Raw genomic sequence first — 18,718 nt, 5'->3', positions numbered from 1 at the left:
TGAACTTCGGCAGTTAAGGCGCTATTGGTTCTTCGCAGTGCAGCATTCTGCTGGGGTTTTGAGGAGGACCGCTTTGCCGATTTCGAAGATTCTTGTCGCCAACCGTTCTGAAATCGCGATCCGGGTTTTCCGCGCAGCCAATGAGCTGGGCATAAAAACGGTCGCAATCTGGGCGGAGGAAGACAAGCTCTCGCTGCATCGCTTCAAGGCCGATGAGAGCTACCAGATCGGTCGCGGCCCGCATCTCCAGCGCGATCTCGGGCCGATCGAAAGCTATCTTTCCATTCCCGAAATCATCCGGGTCGCCAAGCTGTCCGGCGTCGATGCCATTCATCCCGGCTACGGGCTCCTGTCGGAAAGTCCCGAGTTCGTGGAGGCGTGCAACGAGGCCGGGATCATCTTCATCGGTCCGACCGCAGAGACTATGCGCCAGCTCGGAAACAAGGTGGCTGCCCGCAACCTTGCGATCTCCGTCGATGTGCCGGTCGTTCCGGCAACCGAGCCGCTGCCGGACGACATGGCGGAAGTTGCCAGGATGGCAGCCGAGATCGGCTATCCGGTCATGTTGAAGGCCTCCTGGGGCGGTGGTGGGCGCGGCATGCGCGTCATCCGCTCGCAAACCGATCTGGCTCGCGAGGTGACGGAAGCCAAGCGGGAAGCCAAGGCGGCCTTCGGCAAGGACGAGGTCTATCTGGAGAAGCTCGTGGAAAGGGCCCGCCATGTGGAGAGCCAGATTCTGGGCGATACCCACGGTAATATCGTGCACCTCTTCGAGCGCGACTGTTCTATCCAGCGGCGTAACCAGAAGGTCGTCGAGCGGGCACCCGCGCCTTATCTTACGGATGCTCAGCGGCAGGAACTGGCGAACTACTCGCTGAAGATCGCCAAGGCGACGAACTACATCGGCGCCGGCACCGTCGAATATCTGATGGATGCCGATACCGGCAAGTTCTACTTCATCGAAGTCAATCCGCGCATCCAGGTGGAGCACACGGTGACCGAGGTGGTTACCGGCATCGATATCGTGAAGGCGCAGATCCACATCCTCGAAGGAGCTGCGATCGGCACGCAGGAATCCGGCGTGCCGGCCCAGAAGAATATCCGTCTCAACGGCCATGCGCTCCAGTGCCGCATTACCACGGAGGACCCGGAGCACAATTTCATTCCGGATTACGGCCGGATCACAGCCTATCGCTCGGCCGCCGGTTTCGGCATCCGCCTCGATGGCGGAACTGCCTACACGGGTGCGATCATCACCCGCTATTACGATCCGTTGTTGGTGAAGGTAACGGCCTCCGGCGGCACGCCGCAGGAGGCGATCAGCCGCATGGACAGGGCGTTGCGCGAATTCCGCATCCGTGGCGTAGCAACCAATCTTACCTTCCTTGAGGCGATCATCGGCCACCCGAAGTTCCGCGACAATTCCTATACGACGCGGTTCATCGACACGACGCCGGAACTGTTCGAGCAGGTGAAGCGCCAGGATCGCGCCACCAAGCTGCTCACCTATGTCGCCGACGTTACGGTGAATGGTCATCCGGAAACCAAGGGGCGCCCGAAGCCATCGGCTCAGGCCGCCAAGCCGGTGCTGCCCTATATCAACGGACCGATCCCCGACGGCACGAAACAGAAGCTCGAGGCGCTTGGGCCGAAGAAATTCGCCGAATGGATGCGGGGCGAGAAGCGCGTTCTGGTGACCGATACGACCATGCGCGACGGGCACCAATCGCTGCTCGCCACGCGCATGCGCACGTATGACATCGCGCGCATCGCGGGCGTCTATGCCCGCGCGCTGCCCAACCTCTTCTCGCTGGAATGCTGGGGTGGGGCGACCTTCGACGTGTCGATGCGTTTCCTGACCGAAGATCCGTGGGAGCGGCTCGCTCTTATTCGCGAGGGTGCGCCGAACCTGCTCCTGCAGATGCTGCTCCGCGGCGCCAACGGCGTCGGGTACAAGAACTATCCCGACAATGTCGTCAAATACTTCGTTCGCCAGGCGGCTGCAGGCGGGATCGATCTCTTCCGCGTTTTCGATTGCTTGAACTGGGTCGAGAACATGCGCGTTTCGATGGATGCGATCCAGGAAGAGAACAGGCTTTGCGAGGCGGCGATCTGCTACACCGGCGATATCCTGAATTCCGCCCGACCGAAATACGACCTCAAATATTACGTTGCGCTGGCGCAAGAGCTGGAAAAGGCGGGCGCGCATATCATCGCCCTCAAGGATATGGCCGGCCTCCTGAAGCCGGCGGCGGCCAAGGTGCTGTTCAAGGCGCTGCGAGAGGCGACCAGCTTGCCGATCCATTTCCACACTCATGATACGTCCGGCATCTCGGCGGCGACGGTGCTGGCCGCAGTCGATGCCGGCGTCGATGCAGTCGATTCGGCGATGGATGCCCTTTCCGGCAATACCTCGCAGCCTTGCCTCGGCTCGATCGTCGAGGCGCTCGCCGGTTCAGAGCGTGATCCGGGCCTCGATCCGGAATGGATTCGCCGCATCTCCTTCTACTGGGAGGCGGTGCGAGCTCAATATGCCGCCTTCGAAAGCGATCTCAAGGGGCCGGCCTCGGAGGTCTATCTGCACGAAATGCCGGGTGGGCAGTTCACCAATCTCAAGGAGCARGCCCGCTCGCTCGGCCTCGAAACCCGCTGGCATAAGGTGGCGCAGGCTTATGCCGACGCCAACCAGATGTTCGGTGACATCGTCAAGGTGACGCCGTCTTCCAAAGTGGTCGGCGACATGGCGCTTATGATGGTTTCCCAGGACCTGACGGTGGCCGACGTCGAGAACCCGGAGAAGGACATCGCTTTCCCGGAATCGGTCGTCTCGATGTTGAAGGGCGATCTCGGCCAGCCTCCGGGTGGATGGCCGGCGGCCTTGCAGAAGAAGGCGCTCAAGGGCGAGGAGCCTTACACGGCTGTGCCTGGCTCGTTGCTTGCCGATGCCGATCTCAATCAGGAAAGAAAGACGATCGAGGAGAAGCTCGGGCGCAAGATCGATGACTTCGAGTTCGCATCCTACCTGATGTACCCGAAGGTATTCACAGATTTCGCGCAGGCAGCGGAAACCTATGGCCCGGTCTCCGTGCTTCCGACACACGCCTATTTCTACGGGCTTGCCGATGGCGAGGAGCTGTTCGCCGATATCGAGAAGGGCAAGACACTCGTCATCGTCAATCAGGCGATGAGCCAGACCGACGCGCAAGGCATGGTGACGGTGTYCTTCGAGCTCAATGGCCAGCCCCGCCGCATCAAGGTGCCGGACAGGGCGCACGGTGCTTCAGGTGGAGCCGTGCGTCGCAAGGCGGAAAGCGGGAATGCCGCCCATCTTGGCGCACCGATGCCGGGCGTCGTATCGACGGTTGTTGTTTCATCCGGTCAGGCCGTCAAGGCCGGTGATGTACTGCTCTCCATCGAGGCGATGAAGATGGAAACGGCGCTCCATGCTGAAAAGGACGGCATCGTCGCCGAAGTGCTGGTCAAGGCCGGCGACCAGATCGATGCAAAGGATCTGCTGATCGTCTACGGCGGCTGAACAACGCCTTCACTCCACAGATCCAGGCGGCCTAAAGGGCCGCCTTTTTCGTTGGACTGAAATAACGAGCGCCGGTTATTGCATGTTTGTGCCGAATTGTGCATGTTGTTGCGCATGGATCATTTTGTCAGCGAAAGACAGTCGGAGATATTGGCGCAGCTGCGCGCCAAGGGACGCGTTTCTGCCCATGAACTGGCGCAGACTTTCGACGTGTCGGAAGATACGGTTCGGCGCGACCTGCGCGAGATGGCGGCGCGGGGCGAGTGCGAGCGCGTCTATGGTGGCGCGCTTCTGCCCGCCGGGCAGACTGTGCCGCTTCGAACTCGTATCGCCGACGAGCCAGACCGCAAGGCGATGCTGGGGCGGAAGGCGGCGGGCTTGCTCGCCGAGGGCAGCGCCGTCTTCTTGGATGCAGGATCGACCAATCTGGCCATCGCTCGCAATCTTCCCGAAGCGTTACGGCTGACGGCAATCACCAACACGCCGGCCATCGCCGCCGAGCTTGCCGGCCGGGCCGGCATCGAACTCGTGATGATCGGCGGGAAGGTCGATCCTGCCGTGGGGGCGGCGATCGATGCGACGGCCATCCGGCAACTGGAGACGATACGCCCCGACCTCTGTATCCTCGGCGCATGCGGCCTGACGCTGGACGAAGGACTGGCGGCTGACGTTTTCGAGGACGCCGCCTTCAAGCGGCTGGCAAGTACCGCCAGCAAACGTAGTCTCGCGGCGATCACTTCGGACAAGCTCGGGCTTCGGGCGGCCTTTCATGTGCACGATCTCGCCGCACCGCTGTCGCTGGTAGTGGAAGCTGATGCGGATGCGGCAGTGGTTGAGCAACTGGTCCGGCAGGGTGTCGAGGTACATCGCTGCGCCTCCGGCACAATCAACGACAAGAAACCAACAAGAGGAAACACTCCATGAGCCAGTCGGATGTCGAAAAGGCGGTGCGCCCGCTCGGGTCCTATCTGACCAGGGAACGCGCAGGTGTGGCGCTGTTGTTCCTGATGAACGGGTTCATGATCGGCGCATGGGCGCCGAAGATACCGGAATTCGCATCGCGTCTCGGACTCAGCGAAAAGGAACTGGGGCTGATGATCCTGGTCTTTGGCGTCGGCTCCATCATCATGATGCCGATCGCCGGCAGCCAGATCGCCCGCTTCGGTTCCAGCACGGTGTCGAAGTTCGTCGCGGTGCTTCTGACACCGATGCTTCTGCTGCTTTCGCTGACCGGTGAGATCTGGAGCGGTGCGATTGCCATCCTCCTGTTCGGCGGGCTGATCGGTGCGATGGACGTGGCGATGAATGCGAATGCGGTGGCGACCGAAAAGCATATGCGCCGGGCAATCATGTCGTCCTGCCATGCGTTCTGGAGCCTTGGCGGGCTTGTCGGCGCGTCGACCGGCGGCTTTCTCATCCAGTCGATCGGCGTTTTTGCACATGCCGTTGTCGTCACGCTCTTCGCCGGACTGATGATCGCCGCCAGCTGGAAAATCGTGCTGCATGACGCGCCGCATCCCGACGAGCACAAGGACGGGACGCACAGCCGCTTGCCGCGCACGCCGCTACCCTGGCTGATCGGTGTTGTCGCGCTGTTCTGCATGATCCCGGAAGGCGCTATCCTCGACTGGGGCGCGCTTTACATGCGCAACGAACTCGGCGCTTCGGTGGCGCTGTCCGGCTTCGCCTTTGCCGGATTCTCGCTCACCATGGCGACCATGCGCTTTGCAGGCGATCTCATCCGCGACCGGCTGGGCGCTGTGATGACGCTCAGGATCTGCGGCACGATCGCCATTGCCGGGCTTGCGATCATCGGGCTTGCGCCGAATTCGGCGGTTGCCATTGCAGGCTTCGCGCTGGCCGGTATCGGTATTTCCAACATGGTGCCGATCGTTTTTTCCGCCGCCGGCAACCTGCCGGGCATGGCGGCGGGTGTCGGGCTTTCCGTCGTCACGACCATGGGCTATTCCGGTATCCTGCTTGCACCATCTGTTATCGGTTTCGTCGCCGAACATACCGGGCTTGCGTCGATCTTCCTGGCGCTTTCCGGCTTCCTCGTGGTCGTGCTGGCCGTATCGCGGTTGGCGCGGCATGCGGACGGGGCGCATCACTGATGAGGCGGCTTGGCCGGTCATGCCGTAAAAGTGCCTCAGGTGAGTGGTTGACAAGCTGCAAGTCATCCTCCACCTGAAAAGGCACTCAGATTTACAAGGTGACGAGAAGCCAGATGTCCTCACCGCTCGACTACGATCCGAAACCGCGTCGTGCCACCGTTGCCGTCGATGTCGGCGGCGTGATCGTCGGCGGCGGTGCGCCCGTCGTCGTCCAATCGATGACCAATACGGATACAGCGGATATCGACGCGAYGGTCGCCCAGGTCGCCGCGCTTTACAAAGCCGGTTCCGAGATTGTCCGCATCACGGTCGACCGCGACGAGAGCGCGGCTGCCGTGCCGAAGATCCGCGAACGCCTGCTGCGGCTGGGCATGGACGTGCCGCTTGTCGGCGATTTCCATTATATCGGCCACAAGCTCTTGGCCGATCATCCGGCCTGCGCCGAGGCGCTCGCCAAGTATCGCATCAATCCGGGCAATGTCGGCTTCAAGGACAAGAAGGACAAGCAGTTCGGCGACATCATCGAGATGGCGATCCGCTACGACAAGCCGGTGCGCATCGGCGTCAACTGGGGATCGCTCGATCAGGATTTGCTGACGACCTTGATGGATCGCAATGCGGAAGCTGGCTCTCCGCTTTCCGCCCGGCAGGTCATGCATGAGGCGATCGTCCAGTCCGCATTGATCTCGGCGGAGCTTGCTGAAAGCATCGGTCTGCCGCGTAACCGCATCATTCTGTCGGCCAAGGTCAGTCAGGTGCAGGACCTGATCGCCTGCTATTCGATGCTTGCCGAGCGTTCCAACCATGCCCTGCATCTGGGCCTCACTGAAGCGGGCATGGGGTCGAAGGGCATTGTCGCCTCATCCGCGGCCATGGGTTATGTGCTGCAGCAAGGTATCGGTGATACGATCCGTGTTTCGCTGACGCCGGAGCCGAACGGCGATCGCACCCGCGAGGTGCAGGTAGCCCAAGAAATCCTTCAGGTCATGGGCTTCCGGCAGTTCATTCCGGTCGTTGCCGCATGTCCCGGCTGCGGCCGGACGACCTCCACCGTTTTCCAGGAACTCGCCCAACGCATCCAGGACGACATCCGCAAGAATATGCCGGTCTGGCGCGAGAAATATCCGGGTGTCGAGGCGCTGAATGTTGCGGTGATGGGCTGTATCGTCAACGGACCGGGTGAAAGCAAGCACGCCGATATTGGCATTTCCCTTCCCGGAACCGGAGAAACGCCGGCGGCTCCGGTCTTCATCGATGGCAAGAAGGCCATGACGCTGCGCGGCCCTAATATTGCGGCGGATTTTGAAAAGCTCGTGGTCGAATATATTGAACAGCGCTTCGGTCAACGGACGGCGGCCGAATAGGCTCGAGTTCTCCTCGCTATCGCCGCATTTCATGATAAATGAAGTGTGGCCACAGACGACGGGGATATCGATTCGAATGATCAAGAAAGTCGCAATCGTTGCGCTTTGCGCGACCTATCTTTCCTCCTGCACCACCACCGACCCCTATACGGGCGAGCAGAAGGTCTCCAATACCGCAGGCGGTGCGGCGATCGGCGCGGGTCTCGGCGCGCTCGGCGGGCTTGTGGTCGGCGGCGGCAACAAGGGCCGCAATGCGCTCATCGGTGCAGCGATCGGTGGCCTCGCCGGTGGTGCGATCGGCAACTACATGGATAGCCAGGAAGCGGAGCTTCGCGCGCAGCTTCAGGGAACCGGCGTTTCGGTGACCCGTGCTGGTGATCGCATCATTCTGAATATGCCATCCAACATCACCTTCGCCACCGATCAGGATCAGGTGATCCCGCCATTCTACGCCACGCTCGATTCCGTTGCGATCGTGCTCAATAAATTCGGCAAGACCTATATAGACGTGAACGGCCATACGGACTCCACCGGCAGTCTCGCGCATAATCAGGCGCTTTCGGAACGCCGCGCCGCATCGGTCGCGAATTATCTTGCAGGCCGTGGAGTGGATCAGCGTCGCATGTCCACAATGGGCTTCGGCCCGTCGCAGCCGGTTGCATCCAACGCGACGCCGGATGGCCGTGCGCAGAACCGGCGCGTCGAGGTGACGATCGCGCCGATCACGCAAGGTTGAGGTTAACCTGAACCGCTCCAGAAGCGGGCCGGCTAAACCCGGCTCGCCAGGAGCTTCAAGCCGGCGGCGCCATAGAACAGCGCCATCGCGCCTTCGATCCAGCGCCGCGCGGCCCGGTAGCTGCGCAGGGCTCTTGGTGTCGAAAACAACACGGCATAGCCCGTGAAGATCATCAGACCGGAAATCATGCAGATACCGATGATCAGCAGGATCGCKGGGGCCGGTGCATTTTCCGGCAGACCAAGCGAGATGATGGCGAGCCAGGCGAAGATCGCCTTGGGTTCGTCACGTGTATGGCATATCCTCTCAGCCAAAGCTGCCGGGCACCGAGGTTCGTCGTCGTGTCGCCGATTGCTGCCTGAGCGTCGGGCAGATGTGCCGATTTGAAGGCTTTCCAGGCAAGATAGAGCAGATAAAGCTCACCGAGGATCTTCATGATTTCAAGCGCGATCGCATAGTGCCGCAGCACGGCTGCAAGCCCGAGCGCGGCTGCAGTGGCCCAGGTCAGCGATCCGCCGCTGATGCCGAAAGCGGTGATCAGGCCGGCGCGGCGGCCCTGCGCGATTGAGGTGCCGATGATGGCGAAGACCGCGGGGCCGGGGCTCGCCACGGCAATCAGATAGGCGACATAGGCCGGCCACATCTGCGGCAGGGAACTGAAAATCTCGGGTATTGAACCGCTCCTCAGTGTTCGCGGCTGGCGATAAAGCGGGCCGCTTCCTGAAGTATTTCAGCTTTTTTTCCATAAGGCGCAAGAAGATCCACGGCCTCAATGGTCAGCGTGGCGAGCCGTTCCTCGGCCCAGGCAATTCCATGCAAGGCAACTAGGGTGYCCTTGCCGCGTCCCGCGTCCTTGCCTGTGGCCTTGCCGAGAGTGGCGGCATCGGCGGTGATATCGAGAAGATCGTCGGCGAGCTGGAAGGCAAGTCCTATCTTTTGGCCGAAAAGATTGAGGCGCTCGCGATCGCTCTCTCCCGCTCCGGCCAGGATGGCGCCGGCCTCGCAGGCGAAGCGCAGGAGCGCACCGGTCTTCATGGCCTGCAACGTGGTGATGCCGGTCTCGTCGGGCGGTGATTTTTCCGCCGCAAGATCGAGCGCCTGACCACCCGCCATGCCGCCAATGCCGGCGGCGCGCGCAAGCGCCAGAACCAATTCCGCCTTGCGCCGATCGGGAAGTTCGGTTTCCGGGGCGGCGACCACATCGAAGGCATAGGTGAGCAGGCCGTCACCGGCGAGAATTGCGGTCGCTTCGTCGAAAGCCTTATGGACAGTCGGCTGCCCGCGGCGCAGGTCGTCATCGTCCATGGCCGGCAAATCGTCATGGATCAGCGAATAGCAGTGCAGGAATTCAAGGGCCGCCCCAACGCGGCGCGCGGCTTCAGGCTCGCCGTCGAAGAGCGCCGCACTCTCTTCCACCAGAAATGGCCGCAGCCGTTTGCCGCCGTTCAGCACGCCGTGGCGCATGGCGGCCAGCAGGTGGGGCGGGCGGGTGATCTCGCCGGTAAGGCACTGATCGGAAAGCAGCAGACCAAGCAGAGCTTCTGTCTCCGCCGCCCGCTCCCGCAAGTGATTTTCGAATGCTGTCCGTCCCATCGTCATGGCCGCTGTTTGGCATGACAGTGACTGGCTGGCAACGGCGATTCACCAGTACACTGGAAGTTTTCATCGACGGACTCGCCTTGCCTCTGCGCAGCGGTTATGAAACTTCCAAGAAGATAGGAAGAGTGGGGATCATTGGACGTCAGCTCGGAACAGTCAGTCGGAGAGGATGAGCCGTTGATAGCGCGAGTCGGCAGAAGGCGACCCCTTCAGTCGCTTCTGCGGCGGATCGTGCTCGCCGCCGCTGCGCTCGTGCTTTTTTCGTATCTCTTGATCTTCGTCTACGGGGTTCCGTTTGTTCACCCGATCTCGACGCTGATGCTGGCCGATCTTGCAGCCTTGCGCGGATATGACCGTCAGTGGGCAGATTTCGAAGACATCTCGCCGAACCTTGTGCGCGCCGTGATGATGTCGGAAGACGGGCAATTCTGTGCCCATGGCGGCGTCGACTGGGGGGAGATGCGTCTCGTAATCCAACAGACGATCAAGGGTGGTGCGACGCGCGGCGCAAGTACCATATCCATGCAGACGGCGAAGAACCTTTTCCTTTGGAACGGGCGCTCCTTCCTTCGCAAGGTGCTGGAGCTGCCGCTTGCGATTGCGGCCGACTTCGTCTGGCCGAAACGGCGAATGATGGAAATTTATCTCAACGTCGCGGAGTGGGGTCCCGGCATTTACGGTGCCGAGGCGGCGGCAAGGCATCACTTTGGTGTTTCGGCTTCACAGCTCAGCCGRCAGCAAGCCGCACTTCTCGCCGTTGCGCTTCCCAATCCCATCGAGCGCGTGGCGGGCAAGCCCGGCCGCGGCATGCGGCGGCTTGCAGGTTTGGTGGATCGCCGCGCGCGCAGCTCCGGCGACTACATCAAATGTCTTTATGATTGAGTTTCCGCGATTTCATTGGTCGTGAGGAAGGGCGGCCGATATAGGGACAACAGTGCTCAACCGGATTCAAATGGACAAGCTGATCCTCCATATCGGCAACAAGAACTATTCGTCATGGTCCTTCCGTCCCTGGATCGCTCTGACGGCGGTCGGCATCGACTTCGAGGAGGTTCTCATCCCGTTCGATTTCCCGGCCGGCAATCCGAAGTTCAAGGAGATTTCGCCGACGGGGCGCGTGCCTGTCCTGCATCACGGTGAGGTGCGTGTGTGGGAATCTCTCGCGATCATCGAGTATGTGGCGGAACTTTTCCCCGACAAGGGTCTGTGGCCAAGCGCGGCAGCAGATCGCGCCGTTGCTCGGTCGATCTCCATGGAGATGCTGTCCGGCTTTCGGGCGCTCCGCAACGCCTGCCCGATGAACATGCGGCGGCCAAAGGGAAAAATCGCCCTGCCGGAGGGCGTTGCGGAGGATGTCGCCCGCATCGAGACGATCTGGCGCGAATGCAGGAATAAATCCGGCGGGCCTTTCCTGTTCGGGCAGTTTTCTGCGGCCGACGCGATGTTCGCGCCGGTCGTCAACCGTTTCGAGATCTATGACCTGGTGACGGACAGTGATACGCTAGACTATATGGCGGCGGTGAAGGCGCATCCGGGCTGGCAGAAATGGCAGCAGGCGGCGCTCGCCGAGACCTGGATCGTGCCGGAAGACGAAGCATAAGCGGAATTCTCGAAAAAATCCGGTCGGGGACTGGTCAAAGCCCCGTCGGACATGTATAAGCCCGGCAAATTTCCGAAATCGAGACGTGGCGAGTTCGGCCTCAATTCCGGCCGAGGACCATGTCTTGCACGAAGTGGAGTAACAGAAATGGCTGTACCGAAGAGAAAAACGAGCCCGTCGAAGCGCGGTATGCGCCGCTCCGCTGATGCGCTCAAGGCCCCGACCTATATCGAAGACAAGAATTCCGGCGAACTGCGCCGTCCGCATCACATCGACCTCAAGACTGGCATGTATCGCGGTCGCCAGGTTCTGACGCCGAAGGAAAGCGCATAAGCTTTTCTTGCAGAAATTTGCATGAAGGGGCCGGCTTTGCCGGCCTTTTTTGTTTCTGGATATTCAGGCAGGCACTGGCACTGACTGTGCCTCGCGTCGTCGATAGGAATTGCATCGCGGTAGGGAGACGTCGGCGCGTCAGCTTCCCAGGCGGTCGAGCCGATTCTGAAGGTTGCGGAGCTGTTCCTTCAGCTCATCGATGTCTTTCGATTCCGCCTTTTTGGGTGTGGATGCCGGCGGCTGGGCCGTGAAGGGAGAGAACATCTGTACGGCCTGTCGGAACAGTTCCGTGTTGCGGCGCACCTGCTCTTCCATCATCTGCATCGGGACCTGCAGGTTCTTGGTCAGCGGCGTTTCACCGAAGGCCCGCGTCATCTGCTCGCGCATCTGTGCCTGCTGGTCGGCGAAGGTCTTCATCGAATGCTCGAGGAAGGTAGGCACGACCATCTGCATGTGGTCGCCGTAATAGGAAATAAGCTGGCGCAGGAAGGAAATCGGCAGCAACGTGTTTCCGGTCTTCGATTCCTGCTCGAAAATAATCTGGGTCAGCACGGAATGGGTAATATCTTCGCCCGTCTTGGCATCCTGAACGGTGAATTCTTCACCCTTCTTCACCATTTTCGCGAGATCTTCCAGCGTCACATACGTGCTGGTGCCGGTATTATAAAGGCGTCGGTTGGCATATTTCTTGATTATGATTTCGCCTTCGGTTTTCGCCATAGTTTGCCTCCTCGTCCCGTCAGTGTGTTTTTATGTTTGGTATTTCTTCTCCCAAAAGGAATGTAAGCCCAAATGACGCAGGCTGACAATCTCTTTGTGCAACGCGATGTCATTCGTGTTGCGCAGCAAATCCATGTATTTTCAAGGTCATTAACAGCATATAACCGACGGTGCCTGGCGTTTGACTCCGAAGGCGAGCTTTGCCAGTCTCGTGCAATGCACCATTAAGGAGGAGACACTCATGGCTACCCCATCCATCGTCATCGCATCAGCGTCCCGCACCGCTGTCGGCTCCTTCAATGGAGCATTCGCGACTGTCCCGGCGCATGAACTCGGGGCAGTTGCGATCAGGGGAGCACTGTCGCGTGCGGGTGTCGATGCCGCCGAGGTCGATGAGGTGATCCTCGGCCAGGTGTTGTCGGCAGGCGAAGGACAAAATCCGGTCCGGCAGGCTGCGATGAAGGCTGGCGTGCCGCAGGGGGCGACTGCCTGGGGCGTCAACCAGGTCTGCGGCTCTGGCCTGCGGGCCGTGGCACTCGGCATGCAGCAAATCGCACTCGGCGACGCGCGGATCATCGTCGCCGGCGGGCAGGAATCGATGTCCATGGCGCCCCATTGCGCGCACCTGCGCGGCGGGGTGAAGATGGGCGACTTGAAATTGATCGATACTATGCTCAAGGATGGGCTGACGGATGCCTTCTATGGCTATCACATGGGCATCACCGCCGAGAACATCGCCCGCCAATGGCAGCTTTCGCGTGACGAGCAGGATGAGTTCGCCGTGTCCTCCCAGAACAAGGCGGAGGCAGCGCAAGCCGCCGGGCGCTTCAAGGATGAAATCGTTCCCTTCGTCGTTCAGATGAGAAAGGGAGACGTGACGGTGGACAGCGACGAATATATTCGCGCCGGCGCAACACTCGATGCCATGGCCAAGCTTCGCCCCGCCTTCGACAAAGAAGGAACGGTGACCGCGGGCAACGCCTCCGGAATTAACGACGGGGCGGCGGCGGCCGTTCTGATGACGGAAGAGGAGGCGGCCCGCCGTGGTCTTACGCCATTGGCGCGCATCGTGTCCTGGGCGACGGCGGGTGTCGATCCTCAGGTCATGGGAACCGGTCCCATTCCCGCCTCGTGGAAGGCCCTCGACAAGGCCGGCTGGAAGGTTGCCGACCTTGATCTGGTGGAGTCCAACGAAGCTTTCGCCGCGCAGGCTTGCGCCGTTAACAAGGAGCTTGGTTGGGACCCGGCAATCGTCAACGTCAACGGCGGGGCGATCGCTATCGGCCATCCGATCGGTGCATCCGGTGCTCGCGTCCTCAATACGCTGCTCTTCGAAATGAAGCGCCGCAGCGCCAGGAAGGGACTTGCTACACTCTGCATCGGCGGAGGCATGGGTGTCGCCATGTGTTTCGAGGCCATGTAGCCGTACGAAAGCGCTTCGCCGATTGGCGGCGGATCGATCAGGAATGACAAACGCTCGTAGAAATTGCCGCTTAACCGGATCATCAAGAATCGGATGCGGTTAAGTAAAAGGGGAAATGTCGAGCATGAGCAGGGTCGCCCTGGTTACGGGAGGAACACGCGGTATCGGCGCCGCGATCTCCATCGCACTCAAGGATGCGGGCTACCGCGTCGCGGCGAATTTCGCCGGCAACGAAGAAAAGGCGAGTGCCTTCCACGAGAGCACGGGTATTCCGGTCTTCAAATGGGATGTCTCGAATTATCAGGCTTGTGTCGAGGGCATAGCAAAGATCGAGGCGGAGCTGGGTCCGGTCGATATCCTCGTCAACAACGCGGGAATCACACGGGACGGAATGTTCCACAAGATCACTCCGGAGCAATGGAACGAGGTCATTGCGACCAACTTGACGGGCCTCTTCAACATGACTCATCCGGTCTGGCCGGGCATGCGTGAGCGTGRCTTCGGGCGCGTCATCAACATTTCGTCGATCAACGGGCAGAGGGGACAGCTCGGGCAGGTCAACTATTCCGCCGCAAAGGCCGGCGATCTCGGCTTCACCAAGGCGCTGGCACAGGAAGGCGCGACGAAGAACATCACCGTTAATGCGATTTGCCCCGGTTACATCGCGACAGAAATGGTCATGGCCGTGCCGGAGAAGGTGCTGAGCGAGAAAGTCATTCCGCAAATCCCGGTGGGCCGGCTCGGCGAGCCGGAGGAAATTGCCCGATGCGTGGTGTTTCTCGCTTCTGATGACGCAGCTTTCATCACCGGATCGACACTTACGGTGAACGGCGGCCAGCTCTTCGTTTGACGGATCGCTTTCGCGCTCCGATCCGTTAACGATCGGATGGAAGAGTGATCAGGAAGCATTGGGAAATTTGTGGTTAACGGATTGTTTTGCAACGATATATAGCGGTGAACAAAACACGAAAACGCATCCGTCGCCGATTCGTCAGCGATTCGTTCCGGTTTCGGCCCGAAAGTTAACGGGCAAATAAACGGGCGCCGTTTAGACCGCGCCCGCTTGTTTCAGTGTCCCCGAAAGCCGGTACAGCTTAGCGGCAACGTGCCTCATAAGTCCGGCCGTAACGGTCGCGATAGACGCAATAGCCGCGCCGCTTTTCGGATTCACCAATTGCTGCGCCGACGAGACCCCCGGCTACTGCGCCGACGGCCGCGCCACCCCAGCTATCTGTGACCGCGCCACCAATGATGGCGCCGGATGCCGCGCCGATCGCGGTTCCCTTTTCGGTGGATGTGCAGGATGCAAGCGTTCCGATCAGGGCGCATGCGAGCAAGAACTTCTTCATCTGACTTTCCCTTCCCTTCTATGCGGGTGCCCCGCTCAGATCCTGCCCATCAGCAGGAGGATGATGAGGATCAGAACCACCAGGCCAAGTCCGCCCGAAGGGCCATATCCCCAATTTCGGCTGTAGCCCCAGTTTGGCAACGCACCAACCAGGAGCAGGATGAGGATCACGAGTAAAATCGTTCCGAGCATGGTTTTCCTCCTCCACTGCAGAATCTGTCAAGATGTGCGGGAACAAACGCTGGCTTAACAGTTTTGTTCCAGAGGGCCCTGTCTTTGTAAACAATGGGTAAATGGAACGGGAGAAAACGTTAACAACGGTCATCGATCGCCCGCCAAAATGAGTTTTAAAAACCTTGTTCTCGTGTCTTCCGCGCATTGCTGTCTACCAGATATTGTGAGAACAAATCATGAAAATTCTCCAGTCGCCGATTCGTCGATGATTCGTTCCACTTTTGGCCAAGATGTTAACGGGAGCTCCCTTATAAAGGGGGGCGAAGGTTCTGAATGCTGAAGAAAAATTAACCAAATCAATGGATTGACTCTTCCTGCGTTCTCTGAACAGCCGCGTCCAGCGCTTTGGGGTCGCTCTAGCGAGGGCGGCAGCAAGCAAGATTCAGAATGTCGTGGCACATTCGTCCACCTTCACTAAATATAGCGGTGAACAAAAGCCGAATCCTCTTGAGTCTTTGATTCGTAGCTGATTCGTTCGCGTTTGTTCGCCGATAGGTGGTCCCCGGTTGCAGGAAGCGCATGTTCGGCAAGGGAGATTCTGGAATTTTTGCGAAAGGAGAGGGCTTGCCGACTTGCGTTTCGCGGCGTGGATTGCCATGTGTGACACGGTCGCCGTTTCGTGCAAGCGAGGGAGCGGCCGGATAGGATGTTTGGGATCCGGCTTTGAACTTCCAGCCCATGACGCTCAGCGGGCGCGGCGTAATAGCCGTGCTTGGCCCCACAAATACCGGCAAGACTCACTATGCCATCGAGAGGATGGTGGCGCACGGATCGGGCGTCATCGGCCTGCCGCTGCGCTTGCTTGCGCGCGAGGTCTATACGCGCGTGGTGGAAAAGGTCGGGACCGCCCATGTGGCCCTAGTCACAGGGGAGGAAAAGATCACGCCCCCCAATGCGCGGTTTTCGGTCTGCACAGTGGAGGCGATGCCGCGCGAGACCAAGGCCGCCTTCGTCGCAATCGACGAAGTGCAGTTGGCCGGCGATCTCGAACGGGGCCACATCTTCACCGATCGCATCCTGCACCTGCGCGGGCGCGAGGAAACGCTGCTTCTCGGGGCTGCCACCATGCGCCCCATCTTGGAAAAGCTGCTTCCGGGGCTCACGGTGGTGGAGCGGCCGCGTCTCTCGCAGCTCTTCTATGCCGGGCAGAAGAAGATCACTCGCTTGCCGCAGCGCTCGGCGATCGTCGCGTTTTCCGCTGACGAAGTCTATGCGATCGCCGAGCTGATCCGCCGGCAGCGCGGAGGAGCGGCAGTCGTGCTCGGCGCGCTTAGCCCGCGAACGCGCAATGCCCAGGTCGGGCTCTATCAGGCAGGCGATGTCGAATATCTCGTCGCCACCGACGCTATCGGCATGGGTCTCAACCTCGACGTCGACCATGTAGCCTTTGCGCAGGACAGGAAATTCGACGGCTATCAGTTCCGCAACCTCAACCCGGCCGAGCTCGGTCAGATCGCCGGGCGCGCCGGCCGGTATCTCCGCGACGGCACCTTCGGCGTCACGGGGCGGGTCGCACCCCTGGACGACGAACTCGTCGAGCGAATCGAGGGGCATGAGTTCGATCATGTGAAGGTGCTGCAGTGGAGATCCAAGAGCTTCGACTTTTCCTCGCTCAAGGCTCTGCGCGAAAGTCTCGATATGGCTCCGACCCTGCCGGGGCTGGCGCGGGCACTCCCGGCAACGGACAGTCAGGCTCTCGATTACCTTTCCCGTTATCCGGAGGTGAAGGATGCCGCGACCACCCCCGAGCGGATCGAAAAACTCTGGGAGACCTGTGCGCTGCCGGATTATCGTCGTATAACACCTGCACAACATGCGGACCTGATTTCGACGCTTTTCTTCGATCTCGTAAGAGCGGGGACGGTGAACGAAGATTTCATGGCCGAGCAGGTTCGCCGTGCCGATCGGACCGACGGCGAGATCGATACGCTTTCCGCCCGGATCGCGCAGATACGCACTTGGACCTATGTCTCAAACCGCCCCGGCTGGCTTGCTGATCCGACACACTGGCAAGAAAAGACGCGGGAAATAGAGGATAGGTTGTCCGACGCGTTACATGAACGGTTGACGAAACGCTTTGTTGATCGCAGGACATCTGTGCTCATGAAGCGCCTTAGAGAGAATGCGATGCTGGAAGCAGAAATCAGTGTGAATGGCGATGTCTTCGTAGAGGGGCATCACGTCGGACAATTGGCCGGGTTCCGGTTCACGCCCGTTGCGGGTGCGGAAGGGCCGGACGCCAAGGCTATCCAGGCCGCGGCACAAAAGGCGCTTGCTCTGGAGTTCGAAGCCCGGGCCGCCCGGCTTTATGCGGCGGGTAACGGCGATTTCGCGCTCGCCTCGGATGGTTTCGTGCGCTGGCTCGGAGAGCCCGTCGGCCGCCTTGCCGCGGGCGACAACGTGATGCGCCCCCGCGTTATCCTCCTCTCGGACGAACAGCTTACCGGAAATGCGCGAGACCATGTCCATGCGCGCATCGAGCGCTTCGTTAATCATCACATCGCGACGGTTCTAAAGCCGCTCGACGACCTTTCCCGTGCCGAGGATCTTCAGGGATTGGCGAAGGGGCTGGCATTCCAGCTTGTAGAAAATCTCGGCGTGCTCTTCCGCCGCGACGTCGCCGACGAGGTGAAGGCGCTCGATCAGGATGCCCGTGCTTCCATGCGCCGCTATGGCATCCGTTTCGGCGCCTATCATGTTTTCATCCCGGTACTTCTGAAACCCGCTCCCGCGGAACTCATTACGCTGCTGTGGGCGCTGAAGAATGACGGTCTCGACAAGCCGGGCTATGGCGACCTCATTCCGGCGCTTGCTGCGGGCCGCACTTCTGTCGTCGCTGAGCCTGGGTTCGAGCGGATGTTCTACAAACTCGCAGGCTTTCGCTTCCTCGGAAAGCGCGCGGTGCGCATAGATATCCTGGAGCGCCTTGCCGATCTGATCCGGCCTCTGCTGCAGTGGAAGCCTGGCGCAACACCGCGTCCGGAAGGTGCTTATGATGGTCGGCGTTTCACGACGACCACCGCCATGCTTTCGATCCTCGGTGCGACGCCGGACGACATGGAGGAAATACTCAAGGGGCTCGGCTATCGGGCGGACGCAATCAAGGCCGAGGAAGCTCAGGCTTTCCTCGCGAGCCATGACGTCGGTGCCGCGGCTACATCCACACCGGCTGTAGAAACCGCAGTCGACACGGATGAAGAGGCTGATGCTCTCGGCGAGGAGCGGACCGCGGAAGCCCCGGCTGAGGGGCAGGCGGAAGAAACGGCTGCCGAAGCTCCAGCCCAGGAAGCAACCGCAGAGCCTGCTGCAGAGGCAGGGGATGCATCCGAGGCTGCCAAGCCCACAGAGCCGGAAGAACCGAAGCCGGTCCTGCTCTGGCGTCCGGGTGGCGGCCGCGACAACCAGCGTCGTCCACAGCAGGGCGAGCGGCGTGGTCAAGGCCAAGGCCAGGGTCAGCGAAATGCCGGTGCCGGCACGGAAGGGCGGCGTGAGGGCGGCAGGCCGAACCGCGAAAACCGTCGGCCGGACGGCAACAAGGGCGAGCGTGGGCCGCGGCAGGAGCGTGGCGAGCGGCAGGATCGGGCGGAGCGTGGCAAAACGTCGCAACCCTCTCGTTTCGAAGCCAAGCCCCCGCGCAAGGAGAAGCCGATCGATCCGGATTCACCCTTCGCAAAGCTGGCTGCTCTCAAGGAGCAAATGAAGAAATAGGTCT

At 60.6% G+C, this 18,718-nt stretch carries 15 protein-coding genes and 1 pseudogene; 11 read left to right on the top strand and 5 right to left on the bottom strand.

What is annotated here, in order from left to right:
* Window positions 1–73: 73 nt before the first annotated feature.
* The 5 genes from pyc to LCM4573_RS10210 all read left to right on the top strand — a co-directional run bounded on the left by pyc (window position 74) and on the right by LCM4573_RS10210 (window position 7,749).
* The gene (gene pyc / locus LCM4573_RS10230) at window positions 74–3,535 is read left to right on the top strand and encodes a pyruvate carboxylase (protein ID WP_071006168.1); all 3,462 of its coding nucleotides are present in this window, start codon (window positions 74–76) and stop codon (window positions 3,533–3,535) included.
* Window positions 3,536–3,649: 114 nt separating this feature from the next.
* Window positions 3,650–4,459: a DeoR/GlpR family DNA-binding transcription regulator gene (locus tag LCM4573_RS10225; RefSeq protein ID WP_071006282.1), complete on the top strand. Its 810-nt coding sequence runs from the start codon at window positions 3,650–3,652 to the stop codon at window positions 4,457–4,459.
* Window positions 4,456–5,649, top strand: coding sequence for an MFS transporter (locus LCM4573_RS10220; RefSeq protein ID WP_071006167.1), 1,194 nt, complete (start codon window positions 4,456–4,458; stop codon window positions 5,647–5,649). The genes LCM4573_RS10225 and LCM4573_RS10220 overlap by 4 nt, the downstream gene beginning before the upstream one ends.
* A 113-nt stretch (window positions 5,650–5,762) precedes the next feature.
* Entirely contained in the window at window positions 5,763–7,013 is a 1,251-nt protein-coding gene (ispG, locus tag LCM4573_RS10215; protein ID WP_071006166.1) for a flavodoxin-dependent (E)-4-hydroxy-3-methylbut-2-enyl-diphosphate synthase, read from the top strand.
* A gap of 76 nt (window positions 7,014–7,089) precedes the next feature.
* Window positions 7,090–7,749, top strand: a complete 660-nt coding sequence (locus LCM4573_RS10210; protein ID WP_071006165.1) for an OmpA family protein — start codon at window positions 7,090–7,092, stop codon at window positions 7,747–7,749.
* Between the two features lie 32 nt (window positions 7,750–7,781).
* Here LCM4573_RS10210 and LCM4573_RS10205 read toward each other — a convergent pair.
* Window positions 7,782–8,392 (bottom strand): annotated as a pseudogene (locus LCM4573_RS10205) (LysE family translocator).
* 41 nt (window positions 8,393–8,433) lie between these two features.
* On the bottom strand, window positions 8,434–9,348 hold the full coding sequence (locus LCM4573_RS10200) for a polyprenyl synthetase family protein (protein WP_071006164.1): 915 nt from the start codon (window positions 9,346–9,348) through the stop codon (window positions 8,434–8,436).
* Window positions 9,349–9,483: 135 nt separating this feature from the next.
* Here LCM4573_RS10200 and mtgA point away from each other — a divergent pair, with 135 nt between their 5' ends.
* The 3 genes from mtgA (at window position 9,484) to rpmF (ending at window position 11,281) form a co-directional block, all read left to right on the top strand.
* Window positions 9,484–10,230, top strand: a complete 747-nt coding sequence (gene mtgA / locus LCM4573_RS10195; protein WP_083347385.1) for a monofunctional biosynthetic peptidoglycan transglycosylase — start codon at window positions 9,484–9,486, stop codon at window positions 10,228–10,230.
* Between the two features lie 70 nt (window positions 10,231–10,300).
* Complete coding sequence (locus tag LCM4573_RS10190; protein WP_071006163.1) at window positions 10,301–10,948, top strand: glutathione S-transferase family protein; 648 nt, start codon at window positions 10,301–10,303, stop codon at window positions 10,946–10,948.
* A 147-nt stretch (window positions 10,949–11,095) separates the two neighbouring features.
* Window positions 11,096–11,281 (top strand): 50S ribosomal protein L32, encoded by a 186-nt coding sequence (rpmF, locus tag LCM4573_RS10185; protein WP_012067326.1) that lies wholly within the window; start codon window positions 11,096–11,098, stop codon window positions 11,279–11,281.
* Between the two features lie 138 nt (window positions 11,282–11,419).
* On the opposite strand, the gene phaR is transcribed toward rpmF, so the two are convergent.
* A complete protein-coding gene (phaR, locus tag LCM4573_RS10180; RefSeq protein ID WP_071006162.1) occupies window positions 11,420–12,001 on the bottom strand; it encodes a polyhydroxyalkanoate synthesis repressor PhaR in 582 nt (193 codons plus the stop codon).
* 241 nt (window positions 12,002–12,242) lie between these two features.
* Here phaR and LCM4573_RS10175 point away from each other — a divergent pair, with 241 nt between their 5' ends.
* Both LCM4573_RS10175 and LCM4573_RS10170 read left to right on the top strand, forming a co-directional pair.
* On the top strand, window positions 12,243–13,424 hold the full coding sequence (locus tag LCM4573_RS10175) for an acetyl-CoA C-acetyltransferase (protein ID WP_071006161.1): 1,182 nt from the start codon (window positions 12,243–12,245) through the stop codon (window positions 13,422–13,424).
* 124 nt (window positions 13,425–13,548) lie between these two features.
* On the top strand, window positions 13,549–14,274 hold the full coding sequence (locus LCM4573_RS10170; RefSeq protein ID WP_071006160.1) for a beta-ketoacyl-ACP reductase: 726 nt from the start codon (window positions 13,549–13,551) through the stop codon (window positions 14,272–14,274).
* Between the two features lie 244 nt (window positions 14,275–14,518).
* On the opposite strand, the gene LCM4573_RS10165 is transcribed toward LCM4573_RS10170, so the two are convergent.
* Together LCM4573_RS10165 and LCM4573_RS10160 are read right to left on the bottom strand one after the other, a co-directional pair.
* Window positions 14,519–14,773 carry a YMGG-like glycine zipper-containing protein gene (locus LCM4573_RS10165; protein WP_071006159.1) on the bottom strand — a complete coding sequence of 85 codons (255 nt, stop codon included), beginning with the start codon at window positions 14,771–14,773 and terminating at the stop codon, window positions 14,519–14,521.
* 35 nt (window positions 14,774–14,808) lie between these two features.
* Window positions 14,809–14,964 carry a DUF3309 family protein gene (locus LCM4573_RS10160; protein WP_071006158.1) on the bottom strand — a complete coding sequence of 52 codons (156 nt, stop codon included), beginning with the start codon at window positions 14,962–14,964 and terminating at the stop codon, window positions 14,809–14,811.
* A gap of 720 nt (window positions 14,965–15,684) precedes the next feature.
* Here LCM4573_RS10160 and LCM4573_RS10155 point away from each other — a divergent pair.
* Window positions 15,685–18,714, top strand: coding sequence for a helicase-related protein (locus LCM4573_RS10155; protein WP_071006157.1), 3,030 nt, complete (start codon window positions 15,685–15,687; stop codon window positions 18,712–18,714).
* The last annotated feature ends 4 nt before the right edge of the window (window positions 18,715–18,718 follow it).

Origin of the sequence: Rhizobium sp. LCM 4573, from assembly GCF_001854865.1 — a bacterium.
Taxonomy (GTDB): Bacteria; Pseudomonadota; Alphaproteobacteria; order Rhizobiales; family Rhizobiaceae; genus Neorhizobium.
This window is presented reverse-complemented; position numbering and strand designations above follow the sequence as displayed.

Excerpts from the sequence above, each read along its gene's own strand:
- LCM4573_RS10210 (WP_071006165.1), top strand. The coding sequence starts at position 7,090 with ATGATCAAGAAAGTCGCAATCGTTGCGCTTTGCGCGACCTATCTTTCC.
- LCM4573_RS10190 (WP_071006163.1), top strand. The coding sequence starts at position 10,301 with ATGGACAAGCTGATCCTCCATATCGGCAACAAGAACTATTCGTCATGG.
- LCM4573_RS10220 (WP_071006167.1), top strand. The coding sequence starts at position 4,456 with ATGAGCCAGTCGGATGTCGAAAAGGCGGTGCGCCCGCTCGGGTCCTAT.
- LCM4573_RS10160 (WP_071006158.1), bottom strand. The coding sequence starts at position 14,964 with ATGCTCGGAACGATTTTACTCGTGATCCTCATCCTGCTCCTGGTTGGT.
- LCM4573_RS10165 (WP_071006159.1), bottom strand. The coding sequence starts at position 14,773 with ATGAAGAAGTTCTTGCTCGCATGCGCCCTGATCGGAACGCTTGCATCC.
- LCM4573_RS10175 (WP_071006161.1), top strand. The coding sequence starts at position 12,243 with ATGGCTACCCCATCCATCGTCATCGCATCAGCGTCCCGCACCGCTGTC.
- rpmF (WP_012067326.1), top strand. The coding sequence starts at position 11,096 with ATGGCTGTACCGAAGAGAAAAACGAGCCCGTCGAAGCGCGGTATGCGC.
- LCM4573_RS10225 (WP_071006282.1), top strand. The coding sequence starts at position 3,650 with ATGGATCATTTTGTCAGCGAAAGACAGTCGGAGATATTGGCGCAGCTG.
- phaR (WP_071006162.1), bottom strand. The coding sequence starts at position 12,001 with ATGGCGAAAACCGAAGGCGAAATCATAATCAAGAAATATGCCAACCGA.
- LCM4573_RS10155 (WP_071006157.1), top strand. The coding sequence starts at position 15,685 with ATGACGCTCAGCGGGCGCGGCGTAATAGCCGTGCTTGGCCCCACAAAT.